Origin of the sequence: uncultured Pontibacter sp. (assembly GCF_947502515.1) — a bacterium.
In the GTDB taxonomy this organism is placed as follows: Bacteria; Bacteroidota; Bacteroidia; order Cytophagales; family Hymenobacteraceae; genus Pontibacter.
Window position 1 is genome coordinate 302,552 of the sequence record NZ_CANNAI010000006.1, and the last position, 15,397, is coordinate 317,948.

19 protein-coding genes are annotated in these 15,397 nt (G+C 48.5%); 9 read left to right on the forward strand and 10 right to left on the reverse strand.

Features of this window, described 5'->3' with window-relative positions:
* Positions 1 to 14 precede the first annotated feature (14 nt).
* A complete protein-coding gene (locus Q1A54_RS16155) occupies positions 15 to 872 on the reverse strand; it encodes a phosphatase PAP2 family protein (RefSeq protein WP_076421417.1) in 858 nt (285 codons plus the stop codon).
* Between the two features lie 146 nt (positions 873 to 1,018).
* A complete protein-coding gene (locus tag Q1A54_RS16160; protein ID WP_196116990.1) occupies positions 1,019 to 2,224 on the reverse strand; it encodes an NADH-quinone oxidoreductase subunit D in 1,206 nt (401 codons plus the stop codon).
* Between the two features lie 209 nt (positions 2,225 to 2,433).
* Here Q1A54_RS16160 and Q1A54_RS16165 point away from each other — a divergent pair, with 209 nt between their 5' ends.
* The 5 genes from Q1A54_RS16165 to Q1A54_RS16185 all read left to right on the forward strand — a co-directional run bounded on the left by Q1A54_RS16165 (position 2,434) and on the right by Q1A54_RS16185 (position 5,566).
* Positions 2,434 to 3,036 carry a hypothetical protein gene (locus Q1A54_RS16165; RefSeq protein ID WP_299990251.1) on the forward strand — a complete coding sequence of 201 codons (603 nt, stop codon included), beginning with the start codon at positions 2,434 to 2,436 and terminating at the stop codon, positions 3,034 to 3,036.
* Between the two features lie 57 nt (positions 3,037 to 3,093).
* On the forward strand, positions 3,094 to 3,687 hold the full coding sequence (locus tag Q1A54_RS16170) for a hypothetical protein (protein WP_299990253.1): 594 nt from the start codon (positions 3,094 to 3,096) through the stop codon (positions 3,685 to 3,687).
* A gap of 57 nt (positions 3,688 to 3,744) precedes the next feature.
* Positions 3,745 to 4,275 carry a hypothetical protein gene (locus Q1A54_RS16175; RefSeq protein WP_299990255.1) on the forward strand — a complete coding sequence of 177 codons (531 nt, stop codon included), beginning with the start codon at positions 3,745 to 3,747 and terminating at the stop codon, positions 4,273 to 4,275.
* A gap of 111 nt (positions 4,276 to 4,386) precedes the next feature.
* The gene (locus tag Q1A54_RS16180; RefSeq protein WP_299990257.1) at positions 4,387 to 5,067 is read left to right on the forward strand and encodes a mutarotase; all 681 of its coding nucleotides are present in this window, start codon (positions 4,387 to 4,389) and stop codon (positions 5,065 to 5,067) included.
* Positions 5,068 to 5,113: 46 nt separating this feature from the next.
* A complete protein-coding gene (locus Q1A54_RS16185) occupies positions 5,114 to 5,566 on the forward strand; it encodes a GNAT family N-acetyltransferase (protein WP_299990259.1) in 453 nt (150 codons plus the stop codon).
* 11 nt (positions 5,567 to 5,577) lie between these two features.
* On the opposite strand, the gene Q1A54_RS16190 is transcribed toward Q1A54_RS16185, so the two are convergent.
* The 3 genes from Q1A54_RS16190 to Q1A54_RS16200 form a co-directional block, all read right to left on the reverse strand.
* Positions 5,578 to 6,177 (reverse strand): NADH-quinone oxidoreductase subunit C, encoded by a 600-nt coding sequence (locus Q1A54_RS16190; protein ID WP_299990261.1) that lies wholly within the window; start codon positions 6,175 to 6,177, stop codon positions 5,578 to 5,580.
* A gap of 82 nt (positions 6,178 to 6,259) precedes the next feature.
* Positions 6,260 to 6,898: an NADH-quinone oxidoreductase subunit NuoB gene (nuoB, locus tag Q1A54_RS16195; RefSeq protein WP_299990263.1), complete on the reverse strand. Its 639-nt coding sequence runs from the start codon at positions 6,896 to 6,898 to the stop codon at positions 6,260 to 6,262.
* A 65-nt stretch (positions 6,899 to 6,963) separates the two neighbouring features.
* Positions 6,964 to 7,449: an NADH-quinone oxidoreductase subunit A gene (locus tag Q1A54_RS16200; protein WP_299990265.1), complete on the reverse strand. Its 486-nt coding sequence runs from the start codon at positions 7,447 to 7,449 to the stop codon at positions 6,964 to 6,966.
* A 205-nt stretch (positions 7,450 to 7,654) separates the two neighbouring features.
* On the opposite strand from Q1A54_RS16200, the gene Q1A54_RS16205 reads away from it, so the two are divergent.
* Positions 7,655 to 9,067 (forward strand): thioredoxin-like domain-containing protein, encoded by a 1,413-nt coding sequence (locus Q1A54_RS16205; RefSeq protein WP_299990267.1) that lies wholly within the window; start codon positions 7,655 to 7,657, stop codon positions 9,065 to 9,067.
* 160 nt (positions 9,068 to 9,227) lie between these two features.
* Here the strand turns inward: Q1A54_RS16205 and Q1A54_RS16210 are convergent, their stop codons facing one another.
* Positions 9,228 to 9,854 carry a YitT family protein gene (locus Q1A54_RS16210; RefSeq protein ID WP_299990269.1) on the reverse strand — a complete coding sequence of 209 codons (627 nt, stop codon included), beginning with the start codon at positions 9,852 to 9,854 and terminating at the stop codon, positions 9,228 to 9,230.
* A gap of 288 nt (positions 9,855 to 10,142) precedes the next feature.
* Between Q1A54_RS16210 and Q1A54_RS16215 the strand changes: the two genes are divergently transcribed.
* Together Q1A54_RS16215 and Q1A54_RS16220 are read left to right on the forward strand one after the other, a co-directional pair.
* Positions 10,143 to 10,700 (forward strand): hypothetical protein, encoded by a 558-nt coding sequence (locus tag Q1A54_RS16215; RefSeq protein WP_299990271.1) that lies wholly within the window; start codon positions 10,143 to 10,145, stop codon positions 10,698 to 10,700.
* 24 nt (positions 10,701 to 10,724) lie between these two features.
* Positions 10,725 to 11,405 carry a hypothetical protein gene (locus Q1A54_RS16220; RefSeq protein ID WP_299990273.1) on the forward strand — a complete coding sequence of 227 codons (681 nt, stop codon included), beginning with the start codon at positions 10,725 to 10,727 and terminating at the stop codon, positions 11,403 to 11,405.
* A 26-nt stretch (positions 11,406 to 11,431) separates the two neighbouring features.
* Here Q1A54_RS16220 and Q1A54_RS16225 read toward each other — a convergent pair whose 3' ends face one another.
* The 4 genes from Q1A54_RS16225 to Q1A54_RS16240 form a co-directional block, all read right to left on the reverse strand.
* Positions 11,432 to 11,989 (reverse strand): DinB family protein, encoded by a 558-nt coding sequence (locus Q1A54_RS16225; RefSeq protein WP_299990275.1) that lies wholly within the window; start codon positions 11,987 to 11,989, stop codon positions 11,432 to 11,434.
* An 86-nt stretch (positions 11,990 to 12,075) separates the two neighbouring features.
* Positions 12,076 to 12,627, reverse strand: a complete 552-nt coding sequence (locus Q1A54_RS16230) for a Crp/Fnr family transcriptional regulator (protein WP_299990277.1) — start codon at positions 12,625 to 12,627, stop codon at positions 12,076 to 12,078.
* A gap of 7 nt (positions 12,628 to 12,634) precedes the next feature.
* Positions 12,635 to 13,750: a hypothetical protein gene (locus Q1A54_RS16235; RefSeq protein WP_196121113.1), complete on the reverse strand. Its 1,116-nt coding sequence runs from the start codon at positions 13,748 to 13,750 to the stop codon at positions 12,635 to 12,637.
* A gap of 68 nt (positions 13,751 to 13,818) precedes the next feature.
* Positions 13,819 to 14,106 carry an acylphosphatase gene (locus tag Q1A54_RS16240; RefSeq protein ID WP_196121112.1) on the reverse strand — a complete coding sequence of 96 codons (288 nt, stop codon included), beginning with the start codon at positions 14,104 to 14,106 and terminating at the stop codon, positions 13,819 to 13,821.
* 204 nt (positions 14,107 to 14,310) lie between these two features.
* Between Q1A54_RS16240 and sdaAA the strand changes: the two genes are divergently transcribed.
* Entirely contained in the window at positions 14,311 to 15,228 is a 918-nt protein-coding gene (sdaAA, locus tag Q1A54_RS16245; RefSeq protein ID WP_299990280.1) for an L-serine ammonia-lyase, iron-sulfur-dependent, subunit alpha, read from the forward strand.
* Positions 15,229 to 15,397 lie beyond the last annotated feature (169 nt).

Here is a 15,397-nt window from a genome sequence, read left to right on the forward strand (position 1 = left end):
TACAGGATGAATGTTTAGAAAGTCACCGACATGGCCATGCCCATCTGCCCGTTTGGCAGCACAGTAGGGTACATGGCTGTGTTCAGACCGCCGCCCTTGGTGAGTTTGGCCTGTACCCAGTAGACAGTATTCACGGATATAATGCCTACACCTGCACCAGCCAGCACATCAGATAACCAATGGGCATCGTTCAGCACACGCAGCACACCAGTGCCACCAGCTATACCATAGCTCACCACACTTACCCAAGGGCTCTTGTGCCGGAACTCCTTGTCCATGAAAGTGGCGATCGTGAAGGCGTAGGCCGTGTGACCGGAGGGGAAGGCATAGGGCTTGCCGTTAGGTCTGTCTCTGTCTGTAAGTTTCTTGGTGGGCCATACGATAGCCGAAGCCAATGCTCCGGAAGAAAGGAGTAGCAACGTTTGGCGCCCGAGTTCGTGCCTGTTCTGAGACGAAATAATGTTGAAGCCATAGAGACCTACCAAAGGGGCCAGCATGGCAAAATCATCGGCGTTGGTTGCAAACTTAGGGAATACTCTGTGCCGGTAGTTAAAGACATCATCGCTGTTCAGGATACCATCTCCTCCCATGGTATAGATACCGGCACCGATCAGTGCGACGGCAGGTATAACGGCTCGCTTGAGGTAACGCTTGTTGTCACCCTCCAGTCGCTGTGATTCTGTGAAAGGCTTTTTCTGACCGGGGAGTACCGTGTCGCCAGGGGGTACGAAGAAACGTGGGTCTACGGAGATAGACCGGAGCGTGTCAGGACCGGGCTTTTTGGAAGGTTTTACCTGGGCAGTTGCCACGGTAGGACCTAGCAGGATTGTGAGCCAAAGTAAGTGTACAGTGAATAGCTGGTTTAGTCTCATATACTTGCTATAGGAAATACATCTGGTATTCTGAAGTGCATCAATCAACACCTCCCTAATTTTTAACGATTAAGAGTAGCATGAGTTTTAAGAGGGGGCCACATAGCATGCCGTAACATGTACTTTTGCCCGAAGCAGCAAGTAGTTTACCTGTCCACTTCGCCCAGCACGATATCCACGGAGCCAACAATAGCGATCAGGTCGGCTACCATGCAGCCGCGGCTTATTTCGGGCAGTACAGATAGGTTCACAAAGCTTGGGGCACGGCCATGGCAGCGGAAAGGCACGTCGCTGCGGTCGGTAGTGCGGAAGAAGTAGCCCAACTCGCCACGAGGCGTTTCGCCCCGGAAGTAAAGCTCCTGTGTGCCGGTCATGCGCATTTTCTTGGGGCAGGCCGCCTGCGGATCAAAGTCTGGGGTGCGCTTGTGCTCGCCGAGCAGCACATCAAGGCATTGGCTGATGATCTTAACTGACTCGCGGCACTCGAGCGCCCGCACATAGTTGCGGTCCCAGCAGTCGCCGGTGCTGCCCATGATGCCTTCGCCGATTGGCACTTCAAATTCCAGCTCAGGGTATACGCTATACCCATCGACGCGGCGCAAGTCGTGGCGCAGGCCGGAGCCACGCAGCATCGGGCCGGAACAGCCGTAGTTAATGGCTACATCCAGCGGCAGCACGCCAACGTTAGCAGTGCGGTCAATGAAAATCTTATTAGTGAGCAGGATAGTATCGAGTTCGTCGAGCTTGGGTTGCAGGTAGTTGATAAACTCACGGCAGCGCTCTTCAAAGCCGATAGGCAGGTCATAGTACAGACCACCCACCCAAATGTAGTTATAGAGCATGCGGGCTCCGGAGGTCCACTCGAGCAGGCGCTGGATGTGTTCCCGATCGCGCAGCAGCCACAAAAACGGTGTGAAAGCTCCAATGTCAATGGCGTAAGTACCGATCGCCAGAAAGTGTGAGGCTAGGCGATTGAGCTCTGCTACCAGCACCCGGATATATTCTACCCGCTTCGGAATCTGATCGGTTATACCCAATAACTTCTCCACGCCCATGCACCACACATGCTCCGAGTTCATGGCCGCCAGGTAATCCATGCGATCCACGTAAGGGATGGTCTGGTTGTAGGCCATGCTCTCGGCGTGCTTCTCAAAGCAGCGATGCAGGTAGCCGATGTGTGGCGCTACATTGGTAATGATCTCCCCGTCTGTAACCACCTCGAGGCGCAGGACACCGTGCGTGCTCGGGTGCTGCGGCCCCATGTTCACGATCATTTCGCCCGCCCGCAGATTATCCAGGCTGAACTTGTTCGGCTCCGACTGCAGCAGGTATTCTTTGTGCGTGGTAGACAAGAGGAGATTTAGTTTAAGGTTATGAGTTAAGCAAAGTTCGGAAAAATGGGTGAATTATGGAGAGGGAGTTTTGCGGAAGACAATGGGAAAGAAAAGTATAGTTTACTGAGTATATAGTATATTCGGTAATCCGGTTCGGGTTATCTGTGGAAAATGACAAAAACAGGATGTGGATTCCGTTTATACAGTAGTTAGCCAAAACTTAAAAGATGAATTTGATAAAAGAGAAACCAACTTTTACAATAAAGTTCTTGATTATGCTTCTGGTGAGCACAATTCTAATCAGGACAATAGGAATGCTCTTTGAAAAGGAAATAAGTGAATATCTAATACTATTCCCTAGTAGTTTATCTCAACCTCTGCAATGGTATAGATTTTTGACTTATCCTCTTGACAGTAATGGCTTATTTGGTTGGTTAAGAATAGCTTTAATAATTTTTCCAGCAGGATATATCATTGAGAAAAGAACCCATAACAATACTCTGGTTATCATAATTTTGATTTCGGCTTTAGTAGGAGGATTATTTTTTACTTTAATCAACTATGGCAATGGATTAAATCGGCCGGTTGCTTCAGCTGGATTGATAGCTTGGGGCTTTTGGATTGCTGCCATAACTTGTGGAATACTCCAATGGAAAGACTTAAATAGAATTGAGAAGGCTATTGTAATATTATTCCTGTTGAGCATATTTAGCTTCAACCACTCCGACTTTGGGTATTTCGTAGCTCAAATTGGGGTTATAGCAATTGTTTTGGCTTTTGTGCTGGCATTTAAGCCATTTAGTAGAAAAGCATTGGCTAATATGGTTTAAACAACATACTTCGGCCAACACGCTGTTTACATAAGCCGTTACTTGCAATTTCTATTTATGAAAAAAGCTCTACTTATAGTTCTGATCATTGCTTTTCAGCTAAATGTTGTGGTTGCGCAAAAAGCGAGTATTGAATCAATGAAGGGCTTGATTGAAGCAAGGTATAGAGTAAGTCTGGATTCTGTAGACTTATGCGACATCTACATTCTTGAAGGAGAAGTGTATGATGAAAAAAGCATCAACAGTGCTCTAAGAAATTATAAAAAGCAGCAGATTATTTTTACTGAGCTTGTTGACTTATCAAAGACAACATTCTTTAACCGTGATTGCAAATATGTCACTGTTCTTAGTACGGGTAGTAATCAGACCGAAGAAGAGAAGGAAAGGATTCTTTCTAAAGTCAGAGCTAACTTAAATGATAACCTTCCAAAGCTTGTCATACGTGACTATGTATGCCAAGATTGCATGCAGGTAGTTGTAGATGGTATGCCTATACGGGTATACCAAGCAAGGCAATTAGTCAATGACATAAAAAAAGAAGACATACAGAATATTGCAATGTATGACACTCCTAATCCTGAAGTCTACGGAAGTAATGCTAAGAATGGATTGGTTGAAATATACTTAAAGAATAAGAAAAAAAGCAGGTAACGTTTTGTGCATAGTTTAGGCTTCGGCTTTGCATATACGAAACGTTACATCAACATCATGAAATTACTCAAAATTATAGCTTTGTTCCTGCTGCTATTTTCTATTAATACAGCATTGTTTGGACAATCGAAGAGTGAACAAATTAAAGCTATTAGGCAGGAGTTTACGAATATCAACAATACAACTACACTTAAAAAGGTGAAGTTAGAGAACGAAGAGTTCTTAGGCAGTATGACAGATGGTGGTGGTATACTGACCGGATACTACGAAACAGGGATAATTAGAAAGATACATCAGTGGGTTGGGCTTTCGAATGGGATTGAAATAAAGGAGTACTATTTTCAAAATGGAAGTCTGATATTTGTTTATGAAAAGTTCAACGCCTTTGTGTATGACAGCAAGAAAGAACAGTTTGATCAATCCAAAACAGAGAGAACTTTTGAAGGACGCTACTACTTTAATAACCAGAAACTTATTGATTATGTAACTACTGGGCATAACCGATTTGAAGACGACTCCATAGACCCGGAAAAAACGTTGCTGAAAGAAGCGAATGATTATTTTAACTTGCTTAACAAAAAGAAATAAAGCAAGTTAATCCAGCTCAGCCTTAACCCTTGCGGAGCATCGCTAATCAACTACACTAGTCCCTTGCAAGGATGAATCAATACCCCTCCCAGTTAATCTAAAAATAGCTGCATGAATTTACAGGAGCATTATCATAAACTGTATCAGGATTCGATTCGCTGCATACAGGCAGATGCTTATCAGATCGACGAGTTAATTGATGCTACCAGTGATAACAGATTCGGGATCACCCTTTTACTGCGGCCAGATGATGTTGTAAAAGAAGAGATTCAAAAGCTACTCTCCAAGCTTAAACTGATCGAACCAAATCAGTATTTTTACCGGGATTCGGATCTGCATGTAACCGTGATGTCGATCATTTCATGTTATAATGGCTTCGACTTGGGGCAGATTCGGGTGGAAGATTACGTAAAGACTGTCAGAAAAAGCATACATGGGTTGGGTCCCTTTGAGGTAGAATTCAAGGGGCTTACTGCTTCTCCGTCCTGTCTGATGGTGCAGGGATTTTTAGCGGATAATACGCTTAGCCAGCTTCGTGATAACCTGAGAAGTAACTTCCGGGATTCAGGTTTAGAGCAGTCCATTGACAAACGTTACAGCATACAAACAGCTCACTCGACAGTAGTCAGATTTAAGGAAAAACTCAGAAATAAGGACGAATTTTTAAGGGTAGTAGAGAACCACAGGGATCATTCCTTTGGCACATCCATAGTCAACACAATCGAGTTAGTATACAATGACTGGTATCAGCGGAAGGAATATGTGAAAACATTATGCAAATTTGAACTGTGATAGCAAGCTGCCGATCTTCACTCACAGTAAACCCCTCAACAAACCCATGCTATACCTGAAAAGAACCGATTCAGATGATCCCGACTTTGTAGCGCTCGTCAGATTGCTCGATGCAGACCTGGCTATTCGGGATGGAGAAGAGCACGCCTTTTATGCACAGTACAACAAGATCGACAAGATAAAGTATGTCGTGCTGGCTTATGAAGATGGGAAAGCCCTGGGATGTGGCGCCATCAAAGCATACGAGCCGGGTACCATGGAAGTGAAGCGCATGTATGTGCTGCCAGCCAGCAGAGGCAGAGGTATAGCCGGCCAGGTATTGGCCGAATTGGAGGGGTGGGCACGGGAGCTTTCCTATACCCGCTGCATTCTAGAAACCGGCCTGAAGCAGCCGGAAGCCATCAGCCTCTACAAAAAGAACGGCTATCAGCTATTCCCCAATTACGGGCAGTATGCCGGGGTAGAGAATAGTGTGTGCTTTGAGAAGATGGTGATCTAAGTTTTGTCCTGCTACGCCTCCGGCTTCTCCCGCTTATCACCGAACGGATCTTCTGAAGAAATCAGCTGTACTGGCTCACCCCGGAAACCGCTGTACTCGTTATGGTTGTCGTAAGGCACTTTGATGCCGTGGTAGTAGTCCTGTAGCTTGTAATCTTTGCGGAGCGGGTGACCTTCCCAGTCGGCGGCACAGAGGATGCGGCGCATGTCTGGGTGGTCTTTAAACAGAATGCCCACTAGGTCGAAGATCTCCCGCTCCTGCCAGTCGGCGGTGCGCCAGATGTGGCTCACGGTCGGCACAGTAGGTATAGGCTGCTCCGAAGTGTTGTTGCGAGGCACGATCACTTTGAGCATCAGGTGGTGGTCGTAAGGTATAGAGTAAAGATTATACACCACTTCCATGGTGCCGGCCTCGGGGCCGTTGTCTATACCTGTCACGCTGGAGAGAAAGTCGAAATAAGTTGCTTCGTTGTCGTGCAATTCCAGGCATACCTCTGCCAGTCGCTCCGTTTGGAGCACCAGGAAGGGCTGCAGGTTATTGGCATGCTCCGATACGATCACCTCCGCACCAAACTGCGCTGCTACAAAGTCCTTTATCTCTCCGAAGTGCATGGGTTTTTAATGAGTAATTATTAATGAGTAATGATTAGTGACTAATGACTCTTTAATAAGTGATGATTAATGAGGAGTCGTTTTAAACGATCGGGTTTTGCTGATCATCCGGCTTTGATGGATCATTACTCATTCCTAATTCTTCATTAGTCATTCTTGGCTCCTCATTAGTCATTATTAATTCTTCATTACTCATTACTTTTTCAATTCGTTTTGCCATGATCTGCTGCACGGCACGAGGCTCGCGGATGGTTTCCTGGCGGATGATCTCCTGCAGGCGCAGGAAGCCACCGATCAGTGCTTCCGGTCTTGGAGGGCAGCCGGGTACATAGACATCCACAGGTATAATGCGGTCCACGCCCTTCACCACATGGTAACCGTGCTCCCAATAGGGGCCGCCGCAGTTGGAGCAGCTGCCCATCGAGATCACATAGCGCGGCTCCGGCATCTGCTCGTAAAGGCGGCGGACACGGTCGGCCATTTTAAAGGTGACAGTGCCAGCCACGATCATCACATCCGACTGACGAGGCGAGGCCCGCGGTATGATGCCGAAGCGATCAAGATCGTAGCCGGAGGCGTAGGCCCCCATCATCTCGATGGCGCAACAGGCCAGACCAAAACCCATCGGGAACAGCGAGGTCAGTCGCGCCCAGTTGAGCAGGTCGTCCAGTTTGGTGATGATCACACCGCCTTCTCCCGTCTTGTCCTGTGGAATGTTCAATGGTTAATGATTAATAACTAATGAGTAATGAATAAATCTGTGCTTGCTAACGATGGTTTTCTGTTTTAGCTGTTGGCTTTTCGCTGCTCGTTTAAGCGCTGGTATACCTCCTTCGGTATACGGGAGCGGCTTTGCGGCACCACCGGCTTGGGTCTGATCCAGTCGAGGTGGCCTTTCACCCAGGCATAGGCCAGACCAAGCGCCAGTACACCGATAAATATAAACATCTCAATCAGGGCAAACCAGCCCCATACACCGTCAGTGGCCTCGATCAGATCGCGGCGACCAAACACTGTAGCCCAGGGAAACAGGAAAGCTAGCTCCACATCGAAAATGATAAAGATAAGCGCCACCACATAAAACCGCGGGTTGAACTGCACCCATGAGTTGCCGATCGGCTCCTCACCTGATTCATAAGTCGTCAGCTTTTCGGGGTTAGGTCTGTTGGGGCGGATAAGCCTAGCGGTAAACAGACCGATCACCACAAAGATTGCTCCCCCAATCAGGAAAAGCAGGATCGTTCCGAAATCAGACAGGTAGGTTTCCTCCATAGCGCCGCAGCAGTTTTACACAAATTTACGATAAAATAACTTCTTGGCATAAGCGCTGTTCTGGCTACAGGCAAAGCCCGGATTCAGGCATAACAAGTCATCTTCAGCATACATATACAAATGCCGCCTGCCGACGTTATACAAACAACCTTTCCTGACCTATGCCTGTACCAGATAATCCACTATACCTAAACCAAATTGCGCTATGTTAACCGGACGCGTCAATGCACCAGAGATCAATACGCCGCACGGCTGGCTCAACACCGACCGGAGCTGGTCTATCAAGGACTTCAGAGGCAAGATCGTGTTGCTGGACTTCTGGACCTTTGGCTGCATCAACTGTCAGCACATCGTGCCGGACCTGAAACGGCTGGAAGATGAGTTTGCCGATGTGCTGGTAGTGATCGGTATACACTCCGCTAAGTTCGATGCTGAAAAGCAGACCGAAACCATCCGGCAGGCTATCCAGAAATTCGGGGTAGAGCACCCAGTGGTAAACGACGCCGATTTTGCCATCTGGAACCAGTACGGTGTGCGGGCATGGCCTACTACGGTGCTCATCGACCCGAATGGCAAGGTGGTAGGGCAGCATGCCGGAGAGGGTGTGTACGATACCGTGCGGCCTTACATCCAGCGCATGAAAGAGGAGTTTATAGATGAGCTCAACCAAACGCCTATACCTGTGCAGCCTGAGGCTCCCGACTCCGGTATACTCTCCTTTCCCTCCAAACTGATCAGCGACGCAGAGGGTAACCTATACCTGTCTGACAGCGGGCACAACCGCATTTTGAAGCTGAGCCAGCAGGGACAGGTGCTCGAAGTGATCGGCAGTGGAGAAAGAGGTTTTCTTAATGGTGGCTACGCAGATGCAACCTTCAACGAACCACATGGTTTGGCTTTGCAGGGCGATGTGCTTTATGTAGCCGATGCCAAGAACAACGCCATCCGCAAAGTGGACCTGCAGCACCGCATGGTCAGCACCGCCGCCGGCACCGGTGAACTGGAGTACTACTTTCATGACGACAAGCGGCAGGAGCCTGTGAACCCCAATAGCCCCTGGGACCTGCTCATACACGGGCGCAGCATGTTCATTGCCAATGCCGGCAATCACCAGATCCTGCGCATGGACCTGGAAACCGAGCAGGTATACCGCTTTGCCGGAAGTGGCCGCGAAGCCCTCACCGACGGCCTGCTGGACGAAGCTGCCTTCAACCAGCCCAGCGGACTCTCTATTCGGGGCGAGGTGCTCTATGTGGCCGATGCCGAAGCCAGTGCCATCCGCACCGTCAACCTCAAGACCGGCATGGTGCTCACCCCGCTTGGCCGTGGGCTGTTTGATTTTGGGGATGTGGATGGCGACGTGGACGATGCCCTGTTGCAGCACTGCGTAGGTCTCGAGGTGATTGACAGCGACGTGTACATCGCTGACACCTACAATGGCAAGATCAAAGTGCTCGACATGGAACGGCACCGCGTCCGCACCCTGACGGACGGCTTGCACGAACCCAATGACCTGCTATACCTGAATGGCCATCTTTGGGTCACCAGCACCAACAGCCATCAACTCTACCAGATCGACCTGAACACAGGAGCAAAAGAAGAAATCAGAATAAGGTAGAAAGTCTGGAAGTTAGAAAGTCAGAAAAGTTGTGCTTGTAGCGACGTTACACCGTAACGTCGTATTGCTACGCAGCAGGGCAGTTTCCGTAGGGACTGGTCGCGACCTGTCCGAATCATGCACCAGCAATCCTGTCCGAATCGTGCATGGGTAGTTATACCTATACCGTCACTTTCGCCTCGATCAGGTTGTTGCGCATTTTCTGGAAGAAGCGGAGCGTCACCTGGAAGATTGGGCTCATGATAAAGGTATATAAGAAAGTAGCTATAAAGATCGGGCCGCCCAGCACATAGCCTATACCCAGGATCAGGCACTCTACCATGATGCGGGTGCGGCTGACAGACATGTTGACCCGCTCCGACAAAGCCAGCATGAACCCATCGCGCGGACCTGCGCCCACACCACCTGCAACATACATTCCACCGGCTATACCTGCTATCACCACTGATACGGCCAGGTTCAGGTAGTCGAGTGGCGTATTGGTGGCCGATGGCAGGATGTCGAGCCAAAGGAACATGTCCATGAACGGCCCTACAAGAAGCGCGTTGAGGAAGGTGCCCACGTTAATATATTTGCGGTTGATGAACCACGAAATAGCCACAAAGAATAACCCCACAATTACGCTCCAGGTACCGATCGTAAAGCCGATTTGTTGAAACAGCGCCACATTGAGCACCTCCCAGGGGTGCAGGCCCAGGTACTTCACCTTCACGGCAATGGCATTGGCAAAGCCGAACAGCAGCAATCCAAAAAAGAAAAAACTATAACTAACTACTTTTTCGCGCATAATCTGGTGGCTCTGTTTGTAGCAGGAGCCGGGTTAGAACAAAATTAAGCGCAAGAAAGTTAATTTTGGCCGCAATAAGAACGAGGGCAGGGAGCCAAATACATATTGTAGTGGGTGATTACCAGATTTAACAAATAAGTATTATATTCAAAGACTGAAAAGTCTTATTAATAAGTTGATAGAGCAATTATGATGTTGAGGTGGGCGTATACTTGTTGTTTTTGTTTGCTGCTTGGTTCCGGAGCATTTGCTCAAACTGAGATAGTCGACTACATGGGCCGCCCCATTATGGCAAAGCAGTACCTGGATGTGAAGGGCTCGCCTTATCTGGATGACGAATGGCAGGAGGGCTGGGTGAAGCTGGAAGACGGGAAAGAGTACATCGGCGTTCGGCTGAAGTATGACCAGGTTGCAGATGAGCTTATGTTCAGTAACAAGAAAGGAGAGGCGCAGTTGTTTATGCAGCCTGTCGTGGAATTTGAACTGATGAAGCGCTTGTTCATGAGAGGATATGAATCCATTGATGCTACGCCTTTAGATGCTTTTTATGAAGTACTGGCCGATGGCCCCACACAGCTTTTGAAGCGAACAACCAAACGGGTGTATGAAGAGGTACCTTATAGCTCTGCGACAAAAGTGAAGTCCATCGTGGCGCAGGAAAGTTACTACCTGGCCAACAGAGAGGGAAAGCTGACGAAGCTGAAAAAGGACAAGAAGTCGCTGATCAAGGCCATAGGCAACAGGCAGTCTGAACTTGAAGCGTATGTAAAAGCCAATCGCCTGGACCTGAGGCAGGAGCAGGACATGGCCAAGCTTGTAGCTTACTATAATAATCTGGAATCTTAATTTTAACTTAAAAACAAACGCCCTATGAAAGCTGTCTTCTTACGATTCGGTTTAGTGATGCTGATCGGCTGTTGCTTTAGCCTGCAGGCGCACGCGCAATTCACGCATACCAACGACATGGAGGCCCGTCCGGTGCACGAGTACAACACCATCACCATGATAGGCTCGCCGTACCTGCACAAAGAATGGGCGAAAGGCACCCTGACGCTCAAGAACGGCACGGTTTACCAGGGCATCGACCTGATGTATGACCAGGTGAAGGACGCCATCATCTTCAAGGCGAAGAATGGCGACGTGAAGGAGCTGCTGGAGCCAGTGCAGGAGTTTAAGATAGGGTATATCGAAAACAACCAGCCTGTAGAGCGTACTTTCCGCTCAGGGTATAGCGGCGACGGGGTGTCGGCCAATGCTTTCATGGAAGTACTCGCCGATGGACAAGTGTCGCTTTTGAAGCGCACATCCAAAAAAATATTTGATCGCAAGCACTACAGCTCGGCCACTATTGACAGAGAAGTGCAGGCAAGCGAAGACTATTACATCGCAGTGGGCGACAGGGCAGTAAAAGTGAAGAAGTCGAAAAACTCCCTGCTCTCTGCCATACCTGACAAAAAAGATTACCTGGAGACTTACATCAAATCAAATGCGCTAAACCTGCGCGACGACAGCGACATGGCCAAACTGGTTGCCTACTACAACTCGCTGTAGGCTTTCGTAAAGCTTGTTAAAGATATTTAAGCAGCTGCCTGGTTGACGGGTAGCTGCTTTTTTACATTCAGGGCTTGCTGCAGATGCCGCTCCTGGTGCAGGGCCACAAACTCCAGCGTCTCCCCAATGCGCAGCTTCATCAGTTTGAAGAACTCAACAGGTATAGCCTTTTTATTCAGGTTGGTGTTTTTGGCTTTGTTGAGGAGTTGTAGCAGTTCGGTTTGGTGATCCAGAAACTCCTCCAGCGTCTGGCGACCCAGTTGGCTGTTGTTAGGGTTCATGTGGCGCACGGTCTTGCTTTTCTTGACGTTGTCCGGCCGCACCATATCCAGCGACTTCTTGCCGAGCCAGCTGTAGCTGATTGTCTGCTCAGGCTTGTCATCAGAATTTGCCGCAATGGCCTTTGCCAGTGCCGGGTTGTAGTAGCGACTGTAGCGGTTCAGGTGCTCCAGGCACTCAAGTACGCTCCAGCTGTCGGGAGCGGGTTTGTAGTTGAGGAGGGAAAGCTCCAGGGGCAAAAAAGCAGCAACAACAGTGTGCTTCTGATTTTCGACAGTGCGGGAGATTTGGTCTAAGGCATTCATAGCATTCATCGTTTTATATTGTACGCATCAAAGGTACAGCACGGCTTAAACCCAATCCTTGATGAGCGTCAAGATTTACGAAGCGGCTACCTGATCCGGCTCAGTGTTTCGGGGGACATGCGCAGGTATGAGGCGATGTACTTTTTGGGGATGTGTTGGAACAGGTGAGGGCTCCGCTGCATGACACGCTGCAGGCGCTGCTCTGGCTCCGGCAACAACAGGTCCACTTCCCGCTCTATCTTGCCCACCAGTGCCTTTTCAAGCTGCTCGTACCAGAAGCGCCTGATGTTCGGCCGCTGCTCTATCAACTGCACCAGATCGGCCTTGCTTATACCTAGCAGTTTACTTTTTTTGAGGGCCTGTATGTAGTAGTCAGAGGGTTTGCCATCGACAAAAGACGGGAATGACACCAGCAAGGTATGGGGGTAGCCGAAGCCCACGCAAATTTCCTCGTCAGGCAGCGGGTAGTAAATGCGCAGCGCCCCACTCGCGACAAGGTATAGCCCCTGTTCTACCTGCCCCTGCCGTATCAGAAAATCATACCTGTTGAGCTGCACCTTCTTCTTCCACAGTGGCAGAAACGCAGCGATATCGTCAGGGCTGAGGTAGGGGATTTGGTTGAGGAGGGAGAGGGGCATGGGGAATTTAAAAATATGAGTCTTCTGCCACCTCAGAAAATTCTTCTAAAACAGCGTCTGTCATATATTCTAATCTTTTCTCTTCAGCAAGTTCTTCGACTGAATCATAAGAAATAAATGTACAAGACTCTGATAACGGTCCGCTTTCTAAAAAAGTAAAAACAGGGCGGGTAATTTCCTGCAGAACCTTTTCTTTTCTCTCATTTGGAGCTACAATATGTGCCTGGATTTTCAGGTTGGGTTGAAGAGCCATTAAATCGGCCATTCTTAAGATACCGGAGTAAATCGAAGTAGTATGCTCCACTTCAAATGCTCTGATTATAGATCGTCCTTTAATCCAAAGTATATCAATATTCTCAATAGTCTTTAAAGTGGCGCTATCATAGTTAAGCGGAAGATCCTGTAATACAGAGTTTTGTTTAATTGGGCTCCAAACCTCAAGAACTCTACTTCTATCGTTCTTGGGAATCCAGATTTTATAATTCATACGCTCACCAATACCAGCAAGTAAGCCTTGAATTTTTATAGAATCGCGAGATTGTGAAGGTTGTTCTGTAGAAACAGGCGCCTCGTCATTTTCAGGAATAGATACAGTAACTTTCTTATTATGCTGTGTTTTTACAGTAGGTCCTTTCGACTTCTTTTTATCGCTATCGCTTAAAGGAAAACTAGTAGGCTTTTGAGTCTGTTTATAAAGCAACTGTTCTAAAAACTGTCCGTCAGTATCATCGAATTTTCTCAAGCTGCCTCGGACCATGCTCGTCCATTTACTACTTGTTTTTTCTTGATCAGCAGTGAATGTGAGATTTTCCCAGCAAATGTCTTCATAGATTGGGACAGCTAAATTCAAGGGTAACCATACTAGAGGCTTCACTTTGAATCTCAGTATGAATGGGTCATCCTCGGTTAGAAAGATTGGAGAGTCATCTACAAAAAACTTATCTGTAACCTCAAGTATGCCAATCCATCTTGATAGCCTTGTTACATAACAAATAAACCTATCCCCAACCTTAATTTTAGAGGCAGCGGATCTTTGGCCTTCTCTAAAACCTGATATGGTCTGGTCAGATTTATTAAAAGCTTCAAGCGTATCAGGTGAGAATAGATTTACAAAGTATGCCATATCTAAAATTATTGTCTAATGTGAAAGTATACAATAATATATAGATTTTAATGTAAAATCGGTGTTTTTTACCTCCTCTGCTCAAACCGATCAAACCCCTTCAGCCCCTCCTTCTCCTCTACCTCCACTTTCTCTACTCGTGCGCGGTCCGGGCCTTGGTGCGCCCATTCCTCCAGTTGTTTCAGTGCTTCAGGCTTTCCCTCCGCCTCCAGGTATACGGTGCCGTCGGGTTCGTTCTGCACAAAGCCGTACAGGCCTAGCTCCAATGCTTTGCCCTGGGTGCTGGCTCTGAAAAATACGCCTTGTACCCGGCCATGTATGCGCATGGCCACACGCTTCTTGTCTTTGTTTTCCATCAGGTATAGATATCGCTTGTTCACTCAGAAAAACGGAGGCGACAGGTATAGGTTGAGGTAAGCAGGTGTAGCAGTCGAAACAGAACGATTAACCCCGGAAGCCGTGTTATCAAATGGAGCAGGAGTTTTAGCTGATTCCTGAAATTTAGAGTATCTTTAACGCCCCCTCGCGGTAAGCCGCAGGGCAGATTTAAGCCATACGATATGTCATTACTATTCAATGATTTTAAGAGCTGGGAAAAGCATTGCGCTGAGACCGGAGAACCACTATACCAGCCTGTGCTGGAGTACGAAGTAGAACAGAAAGGCCGCACCGAGGAGTTTATCTGGGAGAACATCGCCAAGGCATACGAGGTGATGAAGGATGCCGTGCAAACCGGCCTCACCGAAGACATGACTTCCCGCTCAGGCATGGTGAACAACAGCGCCAAGAAAGTAGCCAAGTCGCCGGTAACAGTGCTGTCGCCGGAGTTTCAGATGCTGGTGTCGCGTGCACTAGGCGCCAAAGAGGTGAACTCGTGCATGGGACGTGTGGTAGCCGCTCCGACTGCCGGTGCCTCTGGTATACTGCCAGGCACATTGACTACCCTGCAGGAACTACACGGACTCGAAGACCGCAAGATTCACGAAGGCCTGTTGGTGGCAGCAGGTATAGCCCTCATCATCGAGCAGAACGCCTCACTGGCTGGAGCCGTAGGCGGTTGCCAGGCCGAGACGGGTAGTGCGGCAGCCATGGCGGCAGGTGCCATTGTGTACTGCCTGGGCGGCAATGTGGAGCAGGTATTCACGGCAGTGGCCATTACCATACAGTGTATGCTGGGGCTGGTATGCGACCCGGTGGCAGGCCTGGTGGAAGTACCCTGCATTGTGCGCAACGCCAGTGCGGCCGCTATCGCCTACTCTTCTTCACAGTTAGCCATTGCCGGTGTGAGTGCTGTTATCCCGGTTGACCAGTGCGTGGCGGCCCTCGGCGAAGTAGGCGAAAGCATGGAGCGCAAGTATAAAGAAACAGCCCTCGGCGGTTTGGCTAACACCCCAAGAGCACGTGAAATAGAGAAGTTCGTGTTGGTGCAGGATGTGGAGATTCTGCCGGATGAAGACGAAAACAGCGAAGGAGTTTAAGAGTTATAGAGGGAGCTCTTTTGTAGCGCGATCAATAGAAAAAGGCAGTGATTGGTGAGGTCGCTGCCTTTTTCGTTGCTATACCTGCATTTTGGTACTGCTAGCCCTGCTGCATAGCTACTCACTTAAGCCAACAGGCTGACCATTTGCTATACCTGCTTTAAGTGCC